A 16633-nucleotide genomic window follows, 5' to 3' on the forward strand; every position below is an offset into this window, starting at 1 on the left:
AATTGGATTCTAAGCTTACGTTACAGTTTACGCTTGGCGAAATACTTATCAATCAATTAGAGTTGTCTGAGACCATTTACCTGTCGAATAAAGACCAGCTTTCACATGAACGATTAGGTGAAATAATGGTATTTATTCAATACTTACAACCTAAAGCATTAATAAGTGGGATAAACGAGATGAATTGGATAAACGAAAATAAGAAGTCTGCTTTTAGTATGAAAGCAGACTCATCCCTCTATGATGATCAACTCAAACTTTTCACCTCGAGAAGTAACATGAAAGTCATCGGACATTATGGTATTGAAACCTATGTATATCAGAGCTTTTTGCCAGTTGTTTTTAGTCGTTTAGAAAATTTTTTAACTGAACTTCCCAGTGAGGTTTTTCGCATGAAAGGAAGATGCTACATCCCCTTTTCTCAAGAACTTTATTCCCTTTCTCAAGTGGGGTCCTCCATACAAGTTGACGCTACTAATATGTGCTCTGCAAAATCAATTAATGTATTAACTGAGCTTCTGTTCATCGGTTCTAAAATGAAGCTAGAAGAGATTGAAATGATGCTCAATGACTGTTTAGAAATTAAATATGAAAATGGAATTGCTTATTAAAGCTTGGTGAAATGGTTATTTTTTCCTTTTACACCAAGGTTTATGAACATAGCGGGCGTTTAGCGGCGGTCCATACGATGCCTTTGAACATACACTATGGGTTAGGGATATACATATGGATCCATAGGCGATTGAATTTCTTTCCAACTGCTAATTTTAATAGTAGGAAGCAGAATGTTATCAGTCTTTTTAATACTCAATTCTCCCTTTACACGAACCCATGTATTCTCTTTAATCCCCAAAGTGTCTCCTTTCTCAATAACAAGTCCCACAGCATGAGCATCTGCAACACAATGAGTGACAAGAAATCTCGTAATAACAGTCAGTTTATTAGAAAGAGAATCATCATTTAGAATGAATCCTTCTACTACAACCTGCTTTCCTAGAAAATTTTCAGGGTGGGTAGTAACTGCCCCAATAAATCTAGCAAAATTCTCATTATCGAATTCGAGTACAGGTTGCTTTAACATTTCTTGTACTGTTTTATTTATTTGATGATTAAGGACTTCATCATGATCTTCTAAGTGACCATGATCAAGAGTTGAATAACTAATTCCTCGCTTAAGCGCTTCTTCTGCGCCGAAATCTTTATATGGAAGAAGAAAACCTGTCAGAAGGGGCAGACTAATTAAACCATAAGCTAATATAATTTTTACCATCCCCCCTTCTTCTTCATCTTCATGACTACATCCCCAAGGACCACACTCACTATGATCATACGCAGAAGATGCAAAAATACGAGGTACTTGGATAAAAAATAATAATAGAAAGATAACAGAAGCTATTTGACTGAAAAAAAGATACTTAGGGTTTATAAACCGTGTAATCTCCCCCGTTTCATGCAAAATGAAAATAAATACAGCAAACAGTAGCAAAACGAGTGCCTTCACGATCTGTCGTACTTGTATATATATAATCTCTTCTCCCTCCTTTTATATCCATGGGTGAACGAAAAGCAAAATTTCAAGTACAGTACCTGTGATGATTATCATAAGAACAATCACGAAGCGAATATTAAATACAGCCATCATCATAAACGTATTCTTTAAATCTAGCATAGGACCATAAATTAAGAATCCGAGTAGCGAGGTTTGCGGAAAAAGGTGACGGAATGAAGCTGCAATAAATGCATCAGCCTCTGAACACAATGATAGGAAATAGGCAAGCCCCATCATAACAAGTGTAGAAGCAAGGATTCCCTCTCCTAAACCAAGAATCGACTTGGTCGAAATAAAGGTTTGAACAAATGCTGCTAAAATCGCACCCATAATTAAAAACTTACCCATATCAAAAAACTCATCAATTGCATGTTCAAACATGGCTTTTAAACGTTTTGCAATTGGTTGCTTATGAACAGGTAAACTTTCACTTAAGATCCCTCTACTTCTTTTTAATTGATTGTTCTTAAAAAGAATACATATGAAACTTGTAATGATGATAGCTATTGCTAGTCCTAAACCCATTCTTAACATAGCCATTCTAAGATTTTCACCAAAAGCCATGTAAGTTGAGAAAACAACAATTGGATTAATTAGTGGACCTGTAAGAAGAAAACCTACTCCAGCAAAAAGAGGAACTCCTTTGGCGATTAAACGACGAACGATTGGGACAATCCCACATTCACAAGCTGGGAATAAAGCTCCTATTAAGCAACTTGTCAGAATAGCTAAAAATTTATTCTTAGGAATTAGCTTCTTTAGATGTTGTTCTGTGACAAATACTTGAATGATACCAGCGATAGAAACACCTATTAAGACAAAAGGAATAGCTTCAATTAAAATACTAAGAAATATCATATTAAAGGTTAACAATAATTCTGGGAATATTAGACCGTGTATTATAAAGCGATCGTTTAATAAAATGACTAGGACTGCCATTCCAAGAAGAAGAAAGCCCACAATTTCTGTGAAATTTTTGTTGATACGCATAAATTTTAACAATCCTCCACCTTTTGTTTTTTTATTTATATGCGGACAAGAAATCTTCATGAATATAAATAATAATTATTACGATTTATTTTTTTACAAAAAAACAAAGCAGCCGTTTCAAAAGCTCCTTTGTTCTCTATTCTTTATAATAGACTTGTTTTCTGAACGATGCGTTCCCACCCCTTTCTAATTTCATCCTCATTTAAATCCATCCCGATTAGGACTAAGTAATGGTCACCGTTGTAGGTCGTACGTTCCCAACTTACTCGGTTCATAACATATTGCATTAGATATGTACCTTCTTCTAGATATAAATAACCTTTTGCTCGCAAAAGATTGGTATTCCATTTTTTTAAAAACGTTTCAATTTTTAACTTATCTACTTTAGAGGAAAGTGGTAATGTAATGCTTTTAATTTTGGAGTATGATTGATGGGTGTGTGCGAGATGATGTTGTTCAGCTTGCTTCGTACTTTTTATTCTTACTTTAACCTTTACCTGAGGAGTTTTTAATTGACTGAATAAAGAATTTAATTCAATGTTGCTAAAGGTTGAAAACATAACCTTAGACGCTGGATTTTGTTTTATTAATAGCTTATTTATTTTTTGTTTTTTTGAATCCGTTACTAAATCAGTCTTATTCACGATTAGTAAGTCAGCAAACCCTATTTGGCTTCTCGTCGTTCTCACAAGTTCACGATCAGATTCAAACACACTATTATAGGAGAGAATATGTTCTGCATCAATTAATGTAATAACTTTTTCTAAATATAAGTGCTTGATTAGCTGCGGCTCCGTTAAAGAATCCGCTACTTCTTCTGGGTTAGCTACGCCAGTCAATTCAAGAAAGATTACATCAGGTTTTAAAGCAAGTAGCTTTTCCATACATTGAACCACTTCACTTTTTTTATTACAACAAATGCATCCATCTAATAATGTTTCGATCAGTGGACTTTTACCTAAGAGGGTTTTTCCATCAGTATCCGTTTTCCCAATTTCATTCATTAAAACAGCAGATGTAAGGTTTCTATCTACACATTCTCTTAGTAGACGCTCTAATAATGTGGTTTTTCCACTTCCTAAAAATCCACTCAATACAATTACAGGTGTTTTCGGCATAATTTTGACCTCCAATAGTGTTCTCCTTTATTTTATAGATTGTAAATCGTATTTATTCTTATTTATTAAATTCTTTGTTTTTTTAAATAATTTTTTTACAAAAGAGTACTGAAAAATTAAGATATTTCCCCTTGTAAGGTTCTGTTTAGAAACTTTTCTTTACAAATAGCGTAAAGAACGGTAGAATTTAAATCGTAATCATTACTATTTAAAACCAAGTGGGATGAATGATAGCATTCGACTTACTAGATAATAAGGAGAATTTATTGATGAAAAAAGTACCTGTTACTGTACTAAGTGGTTATTTAGGAACTGGCAAAACTACTTTATTAAACCACGTCTTAACCAATCGTGAAGGATTAAAAGTTGCTGTAATTGTAAATGACATGAGCGAAGTCAACATTGATGCAACTCTTGTAAAAAATAGTGGTTTTTCTAGAACAGAGGAAAAATTAGTTGAGCTTCAAAACGGTTGTATTTGCTGTACTCTGCGTGAAGATTTAATGCAGGAGGTTGAACGAATTATTGATGCCGGAAATATTGATTATATCCTTATTGAATCTTCTGGAATTAGCGAGCCTGTCCCTGTCGCGCAAACTTTTACGTATAGTGATGAAGAAGTTGGGATTGATTTAACAAAAAAATGTAGGCTCGATACAATGGTGACGGTTGTTGATGCAAATAGTTTTTGGGAGGACTATGCATCAGGAGAATCCCTACATGATCGTAAAGAAGGTACAGATGAATCGGATACCCGTGAAATTTCAGACCTTCTAGTTGACCAGATTGAATTCGCCGATGTGATTGTCCTTAATAAAATTGAAATGTTAGCAGAAATTGATAGGAATGAAATTTTCGGTTTTATAAGGAAGTTAAATACAGATGCTGATATAATCCCCACTTCTTTTTCAATGGTGGACTTGTCTACTATTTTAAATACAGGGAAATTCGACTTCGAAAAGGTCAGTCAATCTGCTGGTTGGATTAAAGAGTTAAATGACGAACACACACCAGAAACAGAAGAATATGGTATCTCTTCATTTGTTTACCGCCGTAAGAAACCATTTCACCCAGAACGACTTATGACATGGATGGAGAATTGGCCTGTTGATGTAGTCCGAGCAAAAGGCTTCATTTGGATTGCCTCACGTAATCAGGTGGCCGGTTTAATTTCGCAATCAGGATCGACTGTAACAATTCAAGGAGCTGGAGAATGGGTTGCAGCATACTCAGAAGCAGAAAAACAACAAACACTACTTGAGGAACCAGAGCTTTTAGAAAAATGGGATCCAGAATTCGGTGATAGAATGACAGAGCTAGTTTTAATTGGGATTGATATGGATCATGAACTAATAACGGGCTCGCTTAATAAATGCTTGCTAACGGATAGTGAGATGGAATTAGATTGGACCACATTTACTGATCCTCTTCCGGAATATATAGAAGCTTAAACGGATTAATTAGCCAAAAGGCTTTTAAGATGGCACCTTAGAAGCCTTTTACTTTTGAAAAATTTTTATAATTTTTTTGCCACTCTTTTTACTATTTCTTCATTTTTTTTCAACTCCCTTTACCGTCCCTTCTGTTGATTCAAAGCATTCTCCATTAGATGTATGGATAACCTTGTCTTTTAGCCTATTTCCAGACATTAATGATTCCACAAATTGAGGAGCATCTTCATTCGGATTAAATACCACTCTAGTTTTCCATAATTTCGAATGTATTTCGCATGGTCCATAACGACATCCGATATATATCTTTTAGCATTTTCTATCCCTTCTTGAGTCTTTTGTGATTAATCGATAAAGTTTAAAAGGAATAAAACGAAAACATTTCGATTTAATAATTATAGTTTGACAATCTTTTCAGCTCCTCTACGAGCCCCTGAAATATTGCGTGAAACAGGTCCAATAACTAGTTCGGCAAGCGCCCCAATAACATAAAGATTCTCTCCCCATTCTAAAGAGTTTTCAGAAACGATTGGATAACCGCATTCTGCGCACTGTAAATTTTCTCTCTCGATTGTCGAGTTTAACCAAGAGATTCCTGGTGGGGACGAATGAAAACCTGTTGCTAGTAAAACTTGATTTGTTATAATTGAAGTATTTTTCAAATTTAATTTCATCTCACCATTAACATAAGATGCTTCGGAAACTTCATCAATTATGATCTCTAGTCGCCCTTCTTTTTCTTCTCTTAAAACCTTCATTTTTAATTCTCTAGGGATAGAACCACGGTACCTCGCATTAGTAATGATTTGTCTTCTTTTACTAAGACTTGTTACCTTTGTATATGAATTCATATGTTTTGGCCCAAGCCATCCTGGATCAGAATCAAATTGGTGGACACGAAATGGATGTCTTTTGAGCAACTTCACCCTTCCTGGAAGTCGTTCACTCCATTTTAGTGCAGTATGTATGGCACTAATCCCCCCACCTATTATTAACATATCTCTTGCAGGATTACTGTCTGCAGGGGTTCTGTCATCATAAATATGGTTAATATTCCCCCCCTGTATTTGTAATTCTTTGGCCCATGAAGGACAAGATGGGTGCTCACTTAATCCCATCGCTAAAACAACATTCTTACTATCAATTTGTTTTCCATCAGCTAATTTAATATGCCAAAGTTGTTTCCTCCTCTCTAACTGTTCAACCCGACCTTGAATCCAACTGTTCACTAATTGGATATCATGAAAAAGTGAAGTGCAATGCTTATTAAAAAGCTTAAGTGATGGCCGATTATATGGCCCATAAAACTGAGAATCTAACTTTCCACTTTCCGACTTTGCGAATTTTTCAAGTGAAAATGGATCAATATCAAGATGATGAATGGATGGTGAACGCAAAAATGGCATGTTGATTTTGTTTGTACATCTTTTCCAAGTATATAGCGGCTCAGGGTGTGGATCTATTATGGCAAGATTAGAAATAGTAGTAAGCTTTGACTTTATTAAATAATTTGCAAGTGTGCATCCCTGAATCCCACCTCCAATAATTGTCCATTCAATCAATTAAGACTCCCCCTTGTGAAATTTTTATCATTTTCATAAATCGTAATAATTACGTTTAATGATATTTTAAAGGAGTCTTATGAAATAATCAAATATAAATAAAAGGTTCACGCATTTACAATTTGAAGCTCCCCAGCCGTAGGCACTAAAAGAGGTGCCTCAACTCTTAAGGGCACCTCTTACAATCTTAACATTCAATTAACTCTCTTCTTCACTTTTGTCTTGTTCTTCTTCACTTCCATCATTGTCTTCCTCTGTACTACTTGAATTTGATTTTTGTTCCTGACTTTCTTCCTCCGTACTACTTGAATTGGAATCTTGTTCCTGACTTTCTTCCTCCGTACTACTTGAATTGGAATCTTGTTCCTGACTTTCTTCCTCCTCTTCATTTCTGCCTTCCGCATCATTATTTGTTGAGTCCGTATCAGTAGTATCTTCACTGGAATTTTGTTCTTCCTGTGGTTCTTCCTCCTTAGGTTGTTCCTGCTCTGCATTTTCTTCTTCCGGTTCTGGTTCAGTTGTTCCCTCTTGAGGATCTTCTGTTGGTTCTTCTTGGTTGTTATTCTCTTTTTCTTTCAATTCTTCTTTATCCTTTGCCTCACGCTCTTCTTCCGGTTTTTCTATTTCAGCTTCATCATTTTCAGGAAAATTTTCTTCACTAGAATTCGGAGTAGCGTTTTCTTCTGTTCTTACATTTTGATTTGGGTTTGTTTGTTTTGGTTGATAATTTGACTTTGATTGCTTCTTCTCCCATTCTTCTTCTACAAGACTATATGCATCTTCAATTGCTGTTCCTCGAACAAATAACTCTGTTACAATGTTGGCATTATTTGAACGTTTCGTTGTTCTTTCCCCTGTTTTTGTATTAATAGTGATTTCTTCAACAGATCTTGGCTTTTTAAAATCAGCGATGTCTTCTTGAGCGATTTTCGTCATCACTTCTCTGAAAATATGTTGAGCAATTTGTCTATCTTCTCTTGTTTTTATATAGTTTTTCTCACTTGTGCTCGGATATCCGGTCCAAACAGCTGCCGTATAGTTGGAGGTGTATCCTGCAAACCATACATCTGGGACACCTTCTGAAATGTTATATTTTTGTTTTGTTTCTTCATTAAAATTTGTTGTACCTGTTTTCCCTGCTACTGTTACTCCTTCAATCCGAGCATTTCTACCCGTTCCTTCTTCAACTACTGTTTGTAACATATCTGTCACCATATATGACGTATAATCACTCATTGCCACAACTGGATCAGACTGCAGATTAATCTCTTTTCCATTTGGAAATACTACTTTTTTAACTGCATGAGGCTTATTAAACGTTCCTTCATTGCCAAATGCGGAATATGCACCAGCAAGCTCTAATGGAGAAATCCCTTTCTTGAAGGAACCCAGAGCATAAGATTCATAAATAGGTTCTTCAAATGGTAACCCTACATTAGCTGCAAACTCTCCGGCGCGTTTACTTCCTACTTCCTTAAATGTTTTTACGGCCGGAATATTCCATGACTGCTTTAAGGCTTCACGCATTGAAACAATTCCATGATAATTATCATCATAGTTTTGTATTATTTGTTCCGAACCTGTATAAGTAATTTCTTCGTCTTCAATTTGTTGATACGTCGACCATTTTAAATATTCAATGGCAGGACCGTAACTAAGGATAGGTTTAATCGTCGAACCTGGCGAACGTTCGATATTGGTAGCATAGTTTGAACGATTTTTTCCTGGGTCCTGATTACGTCCTCCACCTATTGCTTTGATTTCACCTGTTCGATTATCAAGAAGTACCACCCCTGCTTGAAAGCGGTCGTCTGGATACGAGATGAATTCATCTGAGTTTAATACCTTTTCGACATGCTCTTGTGCTTCCTTATCATAGGTCGTATAAATCTTTAAACCTCCATTATAAATTGTTGAAGAATCTAATCCTTCAATATTCTTAAGTTCTTTAAAGACTTGATCCATAAAGGCATCCGAAATTTCTTCTTTTCTACTTTTTTCTTTTATCATGTCCTCTATCGGAACACTTTTGGCTTTTGTATATTCTTCCTCTGTCAGAAAACCATGAGCATTCATAGCAAATAATACGGTATTGCGCCGTTCCTCAGCTAGTTCAGGATTCTGATAGGGGTCATAACCTGAGGGTCGTTGAGGTAGACCAGCAAGGAGGGCTGCTTCTTCAGTTGTTAATTCCTCTATACTTTTTCCAAAATAGGTATTAGCCGCAGTCAAAATACCATAAGCCCCGTTACCAAAGTAAATTTTATTAAAATAAAGTTCAAGGATTTCATCTTTGGTATATTCTTTCTCTAATTCAAGAGCTAAATAGGCTTCCTGTACTTTTCTCTCAATTGTTTTCTCAGAAGTTAGCAGAGAATTTTTGACTACTTGTTGTGTAATTGTACTCCCACCTTCTGAACCAAATCCATCTGTTATATTTGAAAGAACCGCTCCACCAATTCTCCTAAAGTCAAGACCTGAATGCTCATGAAAGCGCAGATCCTCGATTGCAATAAACGCATCTTGTACATGTTTAGGAATATTTTCAACCTTGATAGGTTTACGGTGTTCTCCGTTATCTAAAGAGACCATCGGTTCATCATTCTGATCAAAGACCGTTGAAGATTTCACAAAATCAAAGGTATTATCATTAATCTCAGGTGCACTTTGAACCATGCTATATATCTGAAAGCTAGTTACTAAACCAGCAACAATGAAAAATAATGATAATACGATAAATACTTTTAGGAGAAGTCTTTTTCTCCTATGTTTTTTCCCACTCCTTGTAGCCTTTTTCTCTTCCATATAACTTCTCCTCCCCACATTACAATTAGATTACAGTTTTAAGTTCCCTTCTTTAAAGAAAACCAAACAAGGTAAAAATAGTAAAATAGGTTCATAAGTTCTCATTCTAAATGAAAGTTAATAGACATATCCAAACTCACTCTTCTAAACTATGAAAATCATTAACAATTATAGCTAGCTGACTCTTGTCTACTAAGGATCGGACAGAAATAAATATAAGGTTACCGATTATAAATGGGTAGTATAGTATATAAATCAACCACAAAAAAAAGGCGAGGATTTATCCCCCACCTTCTTAAACGCCTGTTCTTCGACGTTGATTGTTAATTTTTTTGTTTGATTGAGTTGACAATTTTTTTGTTGATTGATTCATATTTCTGTTTGACTGGTCTGAAGACGACTGTGCTTTTTTCCGTTCAAGCTGTTGTTTTATAGCTTCTTGCAAGCTTATTTTCTTTTTTGATGTATCCGTCATTTAAATTCCTCCTATACATGAACCTCTTTATTATACTCGATTTTCAGAAGCAGGATATCATAAATAATTAACAAAATAATATTTTTATAATTATTACCGCTTCTATGTTCTTAGCGGCTCGGTAATTGTTGGATAACCATTCTGACTTTGCAAGGTTTCTAACCACATTTCAACTAAGTTAATCCCGTCAATCATTTGAATGTTAAGCCCTATTGCATAGGACCTGGCTTCGTCACTAAATCCCTCAGTCGTTATAATATAACCGCCTGTTGCATTCTGTTTAACCATACTTGAATGTAGCATGGCAATTTGTTCGAATCCAAGCTCTTGATCGGAACGTTTTATAGCGAGTATATACTTTTCTCCCTCTCTTTGGTGTTCCATCTCTACCCTCTCTTGCTTCTCTTGAATTAATGAAAGATAGACATTACCTCCAAACAGTCGTTCAAAGATTCCGGCTACAAACTCATAATAATTATTAAGATTTTCCTTTTCATTATGAAAACGAGAGGTCAGACCCGCAGCAATTGTGTTTAACAATTCTTCTCTACGTTCAAAGTCTGTAATTATTAATTCTGTTAACTCCTCATACTTTCGGTGATAACGAAACCACACGAATGTGGAGATAAAGAAAACGAACACGGACACCACAAGAATAATTGTTTCAACCCTCATCATAGCCACCTCCTTTTTTTATAGCTTCAACCAATACAAATTCATGTATACAACCACAATGTATATTTTCTTTTATTTGGATATATATGATTAACATCCAAAATCGTTAATAATAAATAGAATATTCACAACGTTGGAAAATATTATAATATTTTGTCGTTTTCGCAAGGAAATTCGTATTCAAACATAGAACTACTTAATAAGTCTTTTAATTGATTTGTTCTTTTTGTTATTCTTCATAATTAAACTAATAAGACACAACTGTACCATTTCATTCTTACCTTTCGATCTTTCCAATTCTTTATGAATACTTTTGTTTCGTGCGCAGTTCAGTTCAAAATTCTCGCTGTCATCATTGGAGGTTCACTATGTACAACATATCTGAGGCAGATATTTATCTCTTTCATCAAGGTACCCAGTATCAGTCTCACTTGTTACTCGGATGTCACCGAATTGTTTACGAGGAACAGGAGGGTTTTCGTTTCGGCGTCTGGGCTCCAAATGCCCATGACATTCGGGTCGTCGGTGATTTTAACAACTGGGATAGCTCTTCTCATACTTTAACAAAGTTTACTGAGCAAGGACTATGGTTTGGCTTCTTTACAGATGTACCCATACATTCTCCTTATAAATATGAAATTGTTCAGGCAACCGGAGAAGTAACCTTAAAAGCAGACCCATATGCCTTTCAATCAGAGGTTAGACCCTCTACAGCCTCAATCACTGCTAGGAAATCCTCCTACGTATGGGGAGATAAAATCTGGGAGGACAGGAAGCGACAAATGAATATGATTCGCTCTCCTCTTTCTATTTATGAGGTGCATTTAGGAAGCTGGAAAAAGAAAAGCGATGGTGAATTTCTAACCTATCGTGAGTTGGCTGACCAATTAGTTCCTTATGTAAATTCACTTGAATTTACCCATATTGAGCTTCTTCCACTATCAGAGCATCCATTTGATTTATCATGGGGTTACCAAATAACCGGTTATTTTTCTGTTACAACTCGTTACGGTACAGCTGAGGATTTTAAATATTTCGTCGACCAATGTCATCAACATAACATTGGAGTCATTATGGACTGGGTGCCCGGTCACTTCTGTAAGGATAATCATGGACTACGACTTTTTGATGGAACACCATTATATGAATATGCCGACCCTCATAAATCCGAAAAACCTTCTTGGGGAACATTAACGTTCGACTTCGGACGTCCAGAGGTGCAAAGCTTCCTAATTTCTAATGCGCTTTTCTGGTTACAAGAGTTTCATATTGACGGATTACGAGTTGATGCAGTAGAGAGTATGCTCAACCTAAATTTTGATAGAAATGGGCATGATGAGAAAATCCTAAATTCATTTGGAGGTGAAGAGAATCTTGAAGCATTAGCCTTTATTCGAAAGCTTAATCAAGTGGTTTTCGACTATGATCCAAAAGTACTGATGATGGCTGAGGATAGCTCTAATTTACCCTTAGTCACCTCCCCCACCTATATAGGAGGATTAGGGTTCACTTTTAAATGGAACATGGGCTGGATGAATGATGTTCTTGATTATATGGAGATTGATCCTCTTTATCGCAAATGGAACCATGAATTACTAACTTTCTCAATAATGTATACCCATACCGAAAATTTCATCTTACCTCTATCCCATGACGAAGTAGTTCATGGAAAAAAATCTTTATTAGACAAAATGCCTGGCGACCAGTGGCAAAAGTTTGCCGGTTTTAGACTCCTATATGGCTATCTGATGACCCACCCAGGGAAAAAGTTGATGTTTATGGGGGGCGAGTTCGGACAATATTCCGAGTGGAAGGATAAGGAACAACTTGATTGGCATTTATTGGACTACCCGCTACATGCTTCAACCCTTCACTACGTAAAAACAATTAATCATTTTTATAAAACTCAAACATCGCTCTATGAACTTGACCATGAACAGGAAGGTTTTGAATGGATCGATCCTAATAATACCGATCAAAGCATCATTGTATATCGGCGCCGTAGTACAACGGATGAGTTAATTATTATATGTAATTTCACCACAAATGTTTATTACGATTATAAAATCGGGGTTCCTTTCCCTGGGCGCTATACAGAAATATTTAATTCTGATGCAGCTGAATTTAGTGGTTCCAACCAACTAAATGCAGGGCAACATTTTAGCTTTCCGACAAAATGGCATGGCTTAAAACAGCATATAAAAATAAAAATACCTCCGCTTGCCATATCTGTATTTCGTTATATAGAGAAAGACCAAATTAACGAGGAGGGTAAATCATGAAAAAAGAGTGCATTGGAATGCTGTTAGCTGGTGGTGAGGGAAAACGTCTGGGACTTCTAACAAAGAAATTAGCGAAACCAGCTGTACATTTTGGTGGAAAATACCGTATCATCGATTTCACTTTAAGTAATTGTACCAATTCAGGAATCAATACAATTGGTGTTCTAACCCAATATGCACCTTTAGAGTTAAATAAACATATAGGAATTGGAAAGCCGTGGGACTTAGACCGGCAATTTGATGGGATTTCCATACTCTCTCCTTACACCGCACAAGAAGGTGGAAACTGGTATAAAGGAACTGCAGATGCAATTTATAAAAACATCCAATTTATTGAACAGTATAACCCAGAACACATTCTCGTTATTTCAGGTGACCATATTTATCAAATGAATTATAAAATATTGTTAAATCATCATATTAAAATGGATGCAGATGCAACCATTTCCGTTATGGAGGTTCCTCCTCCAGATGCCCCGCGTTTTGGGATTTTAAATACTGATGACAATTTGCGCATTCTTGACTTTGAAGAAAAGCCTCAGCACCCTAAAAGCAATCTAGCATCCATGGGGATTTATATTTTTAATTGGAAAAAGCTGAAATCATACCTTTTACAAGATGCGAATATGAATGAATCTAGTCATGATTTTGGAAAAGATATCATCCCCGCCATGTTATCAGATAATCTTCGCCTTTTCGCTTACCGCTTTAATGGATACTGGAAAGACGTCGGAACCATACAAAGTTATTGGGAAGCGAACATGGATTTATTAGATGAAGACCTTTCTTTATCATTAAATAATAAAAGTTGGCGGACCTATTCTCACGACTCAAACTATTCTCCTCAATTTATTAATAAAGATGCTAAGGTAAATCGTTCCCTTATCAATTCAGGTTGTTGGATAAGTGGAACAGTCGAAAATTCTATATTATTTGAGGATGTAACAATTAGTAGTAATAGTGTTGTTCGTCAATCCATTTTGCATCCCAGTGTTAAAGTAGGTCCAAATGTTATCTTGGAGCGTGTAATTGTTACTGAAAATACACTCATTCCAGAAAATACGCTCATTCGTTCAAATCCTGAGAAAGATCCACTTATTGTTTCATCAGAGAATCTTCATTCACTATTATCTATTTCAGAAACTAATTAGAGGAAGGTGCCGATATGGACTCTTTAATGGGACTTATTAACCTAGATCATGAACAGGATTTTTTAAATGAATTAACCTATTTTCGCTGCGGGGCAGCAGTTCCTTTTGGAGGCCGCTACCGTCTTATAGACTTTACTTTATCAAACATGGTAAAAACGAACATTCACGAGGTTGCTATTTTTACACGTAACAAATATCGATCATTAATGGATCATCTTGGTACAGGAGCCAACTGGGAACTAGATCGTAGGCATGGCGGTCTCTTTATTCTTCCCCCTGACTGGAATGACCCTACTGATATTTCAAAAGGTGACCTTCGTCATTTTCATAACAATCGAGACTATTTTAATCGTGGAAAAGCTAATTATGTTCTCATAAGTGGCAGTCAATTTGTTTCAAATAATGATTATAAGCTCGCTTTCAAACAACATCTTGAACAAAAGGCGGATATCACTCTGGTAACCATACATGTTGATGACTTAAATCAAGAGCACGATTCTTGTTTACGAATTTCAACAACTTATAAAGGCATGGTCACTGATATTACGTACGATAAAAAGAATCATAAGGTTTTTACAGGGGTTTATATTATTAGCAAAGAATTATTACTTTCGCTTGTAGATGAGTGCATCGCTCACCATCATGGCGACTTTTTCTATCACGGTATTAAAGAAAACCTAGATCGATTACACATTCAGACATACGAATATAAAGGTTATTCTGCCTTCATTAATTCCGTTGAAAGCTTCTATCGTCACAATATGAATCTGCTTTATGAAGATAATTATAAGGCATTATTTTCAAAAGCACCTTTTATCCGTACAAAGGTTAGTAACGAACCCCCCACGAAATACCGAAAGCAAACTTGTGTCAGTCAGTCTTTACTAGCAAATGGATGTGTTATTGACGGGGAAGTCAGTCATAGCGTTTTATTTCGCGGTGTAACAGTGGAAGAAGGAGCAATAATAAAAAATTCAGTTATTATGCAACGCTGTACTATAGAATCAGGCGCTTATTTGGAAAATGTTATTTTAGATAAGGATGTCCATATTACAGCAAATCAAAAGTTTATTGGGGCGAAGGAAATGCCTTATGTGATTGCCAAGCGAAAAATTATTTAATTAAATAGAGAGGAAGAATCCTATGAAAAAAGTTCTGTTTGTTGCATCAGAATGCACGCCTTTCGTCAAAACAGGAGGATTAGCTGACGTTATTGGTTCCCTCCCTCAAGCTCTTAATCGCACAAAAAAAATTGAAACTAGGGTTATTCTTCCTCTTTATGATGAAATACCTAAAAAGTGGCATTTGAAAATGTCACAAATCACGACCATCCCTATTCAACTTGGATGGCGTAAACAGTCGGCAAGTTTATATTCATTGGTATATGAAGGAATCACTTATTATTTCATCTCGAACGATTATTATTTTTCAAGGAAAGGTTTATATGGTTACTATGATGATGGCGAACGCTTTATCTTTTTTAGCAAAGCCGTCATTGAGGCTTTACCCTTTCTTGATTTCAAACCTGATGTGCTTCATGCTCACGATTGGCAGGCGGGGATGACTGTAGCACTAGCAAAAATTCTAAACCCAGTTGAGCAACTAAAAACTGTATTAACCATCCACAATATTAAGTATCAAGGCATTATGCCTCATCATACATTTGCTGATTTTTTCAATCTTCCTCTCTCTCATTTTGGAGGATTTGAATGGCGAGGCATGCTTAATTGCTTAAAAAGTGGACTGTACCACGCCGATAAAATAACAACAGTTAGTCCTAGTTATGCTGAAGAGATTAAACAGCCCTATTTTGGTGAAGGACTACACCCCATATTACAGGAACGTTCAAAAGATTTACTAGGTATTTTAAATGGAATAAATATTGATGAATTTAACCCTAAAACAGACCCCCATCTTTTTATGAATTATCAGTACTCAAGAATGAAGAAGAAGGAAAATAAAATAGTTCTTCAAGAAAAATTAGGTTTACCCGTAAATGCGGATATACCCTTGTATATTATGGTAACAAGATTAGAGGAACAAAAGGGTCTTCATTTATTGCAACATTGTTTGGATGAGTTTCTCCAAGACGATGTACAGTTTATTTTGCTAGGAACTGGGAATATTGATTTTGAGACCTATTTCTATAACGCTTCTAAACGATTTCCCCTAAAACTATCTGTTCATTTCATATTTGACGACGCTTTAGCCAGGCAAATGTATGCAGCGGCTGACTTTCTAATCATGCCATCAAAGTTCGAGCCATGCGGCTTATCCCAGCTTATCGCTTTGCAGTATAAAACAGTTCCTATTGTTAGAGAAACAGGTGGACTAAAAGATACCGTTGTTGCTTTTGATGAAATGACGGGTGAAGGAAATGGTTTCAGCTTTACTAATTACAATGCGCATGATCTCCTTCATGTTTTACAGTCCTCCTTAAGAGTTTATCAGCACTCAACGTATTGGAAAACACTCTTGAAAAATGTGAATAAAAGTCAATTTAGTTGGAACCATTCCGCTTATGAGTATATAACGCTTTATCATTCATTATCGATTTAGAGAAAACAAGGAGTGA

At 35.8% G+C, this 16633-nt stretch carries 13 protein-coding genes; 6 read left to right on the plus strand and 7 right to left on the minus strand.

What is annotated here, in order from left to right; genetic code table 11:
• Positions 1-2: 2 nt before the first annotated feature.
• A complete protein-coding gene (locus CEF19_RS01030) occupies positions 3-611 on the plus strand; it encodes a GTP-binding protein (protein ID WP_157800855.1) in 609 nt (202 codons plus the stop codon).
• A gap of 101 nt (positions 612-712) precedes the next feature.
• Here the strand turns inward: CEF19_RS01030 and CEF19_RS01035 are convergent, their stop codons facing one another.
• The 3 genes from CEF19_RS01035 to CEF19_RS01045 form a co-directional block, all read right to left on the minus strand.
• Positions 713-1501 carry a TIGR03943 family putative permease subunit gene (locus CEF19_RS01035; protein ID WP_157800856.1) on the minus strand — a complete coding sequence of 263 codons (789 nt, stop codon included), beginning with the start codon at positions 1499-1501 and terminating at the stop codon, positions 713-715.
• Between the two features lie 42 nt (positions 1502-1543).
• Positions 1544-2539, minus strand: coding sequence for a permease (locus CEF19_RS01040; protein ID WP_100404359.1), 996 nt, complete (start codon positions 2537-2539; stop codon positions 1544-1546).
• A gap of 143 nt (positions 2540-2682) precedes the next feature.
• Positions 2683-3657, minus strand: coding sequence for a CobW family GTP-binding protein (locus tag CEF19_RS01045; RefSeq protein WP_100404360.1), 975 nt, complete (start codon positions 3655-3657; stop codon positions 2683-2685).
• A gap of 269 nt (positions 3658-3926) precedes the next feature.
• On the opposite strand from CEF19_RS01045, the gene CEF19_RS01050 reads away from it, so the two are divergent.
• Positions 3927-5108 carry a GTP-binding protein gene (locus CEF19_RS01050; protein WP_100404361.1) on the plus strand — a complete coding sequence of 394 codons (1182 nt, stop codon included), beginning with the start codon at positions 3927-3929 and terminating at the stop codon, positions 5106-5108.
• 395 nt (positions 5109-5503) lie between these two features.
• Here CEF19_RS01050 and CEF19_RS01055 read toward each other — a convergent pair whose 3' ends face one another.
• The 4 genes from CEF19_RS01055 to CEF19_RS01070 form a co-directional block, all read right to left on the minus strand.
• Entirely contained in the window at positions 5504-6670 is a 1167-nt protein-coding gene (locus CEF19_RS01055; protein WP_100404362.1) for an FAD/NAD(P)-binding protein, read from the minus strand.
• 198 nt (positions 6671-6868) lie between these two features.
• Positions 6869-9475, minus strand: coding sequence for a transglycosylase domain-containing protein (locus CEF19_RS01060; protein WP_100404363.1), 2607 nt, complete (start codon positions 9473-9475; stop codon positions 6869-6871).
• A gap of 295 nt (positions 9476-9770) precedes the next feature.
• Positions 9771-9950 (minus strand): hypothetical protein, encoded by a 180-nt coding sequence (locus CEF19_RS01065; RefSeq protein ID WP_100404364.1) that lies wholly within the window; start codon positions 9948-9950, stop codon positions 9771-9773.
• 102 nt (positions 9951-10052) lie between these two features.
• Positions 10053-10628 (minus strand): restriction endonuclease, encoded by a 576-nt coding sequence (locus CEF19_RS01070; protein WP_100404365.1) that lies wholly within the window; start codon positions 10626-10628, stop codon positions 10053-10055.
• 365 nt (positions 10629-10993) lie between these two features.
• Between CEF19_RS01070 and glgB the strand changes: the two genes are divergently transcribed.
• The 4 genes from glgB to glgA are packed head-to-tail and all read left to right on the plus strand — an operon-like array spanning position 10994 to position 16617.
• Positions 10994-12907, plus strand: a complete 1914-nt coding sequence (glgB, locus tag CEF19_RS01075) for a 1,4-alpha-glucan branching protein GlgB (RefSeq protein WP_100404366.1) — start codon at positions 10994-10996, stop codon at positions 12905-12907.
• Positions 12904-14058 carry a glucose-1-phosphate adenylyltransferase gene (locus CEF19_RS01080; protein ID WP_157800858.1) on the plus strand — a complete coding sequence of 385 codons (1155 nt, stop codon included), beginning with the start codon at positions 12904-12906 and terminating at the stop codon, positions 14056-14058. Before glgB ends, CEF19_RS01080 begins: the two co-directional genes overlap by 4 nt.
• Positions 14059-14072: 14 nt before the next feature.
• Positions 14073-15179 (plus strand): glucose-1-phosphate adenylyltransferase subunit GlgD, encoded by a 1107-nt coding sequence (glgD, locus tag CEF19_RS01085; protein ID WP_100404368.1) that lies wholly within the window; start codon positions 14073-14075, stop codon positions 15177-15179.
• A 22-nt stretch (positions 15180-15201) separates the two neighbouring features.
• A complete protein-coding gene (glgA, locus tag CEF19_RS01090; protein ID WP_100404369.1) occupies positions 15202-16617 on the plus strand; it encodes a glycogen synthase GlgA in 1416 nt (471 codons plus the stop codon).
• The last annotated feature ends 16 nt before the right edge of the window (positions 16618-16633 follow it).

Origin of the sequence: Bacillus solitudinis (assembly GCF_002797395.1) — a bacterium.
In the GTDB taxonomy this organism is placed as follows: Bacteria; Bacillota; Bacilli; order Bacillales; family Bacillaceae_D; genus Halalkalibacter_A; species Halalkalibacter_A solitudinis.

Bases quoted from the DNA above. Each gene is read 5' to 3' on its own strand.
- CEF19_RS01040 (WP_100404359.1), bottom strand. From the start codon at position 2,539: ATGCGTATCAACAAAAATTTCACAGAAATTGTGGGCTTTCTTCTTCTT.
- CEF19_RS01045 (WP_100404360.1), bottom strand. From the start codon at position 3,657: ATGCCGAAAACACCTGTAATTGTATTGAGTGGATTTTTAGGAAGTGGA.
- CEF19_RS01050 (WP_100404361.1), top strand. From the start codon at position 3,927: ATGAAAAAAGTACCTGTTACTGTACTAAGTGGTTATTTAGGAACTGGC.
- CEF19_RS01060 (WP_100404363.1), bottom strand. From the start codon at position 9,475: ATGGAAGAGAAAAAGGCTACAAGGAGTGGGAAAAAACATAGGAGAAAA.
- CEF19_RS01065 (WP_100404364.1), bottom strand. From the start codon at position 9,950: ATGACGGATACATCAAAAAAGAAAATAAGCTTGCAAGAAGCTATAAAA.
- CEF19_RS01070 (WP_100404365.1), bottom strand. From the start codon at position 10,628: ATGATGAGGGTTGAAACAATTATTCTTGTGGTGTCCGTGTTCGTTTTC.
- glgB (WP_100404366.1), top strand. From the start codon at position 10,994: ATGTACAACATATCTGAGGCAGATATTTATCTCTTTCATCAAGGTACC.
- CEF19_RS01080 (WP_157800858.1), top strand. From the start codon at position 12,904: ATGAAAAAAGAGTGCATTGGAATGCTGTTAGCTGGTGGTGAGGGAAAA.
- glgD (WP_100404368.1), top strand. From the start codon at position 14,073: ATGGACTCTTTAATGGGACTTATTAACCTAGATCATGAACAGGATTTT.
- glgA (WP_100404369.1), top strand. From the start codon at position 15,202: ATGAAAAAAGTTCTGTTTGTTGCATCAGAATGCACGCCTTTCGTCAAA.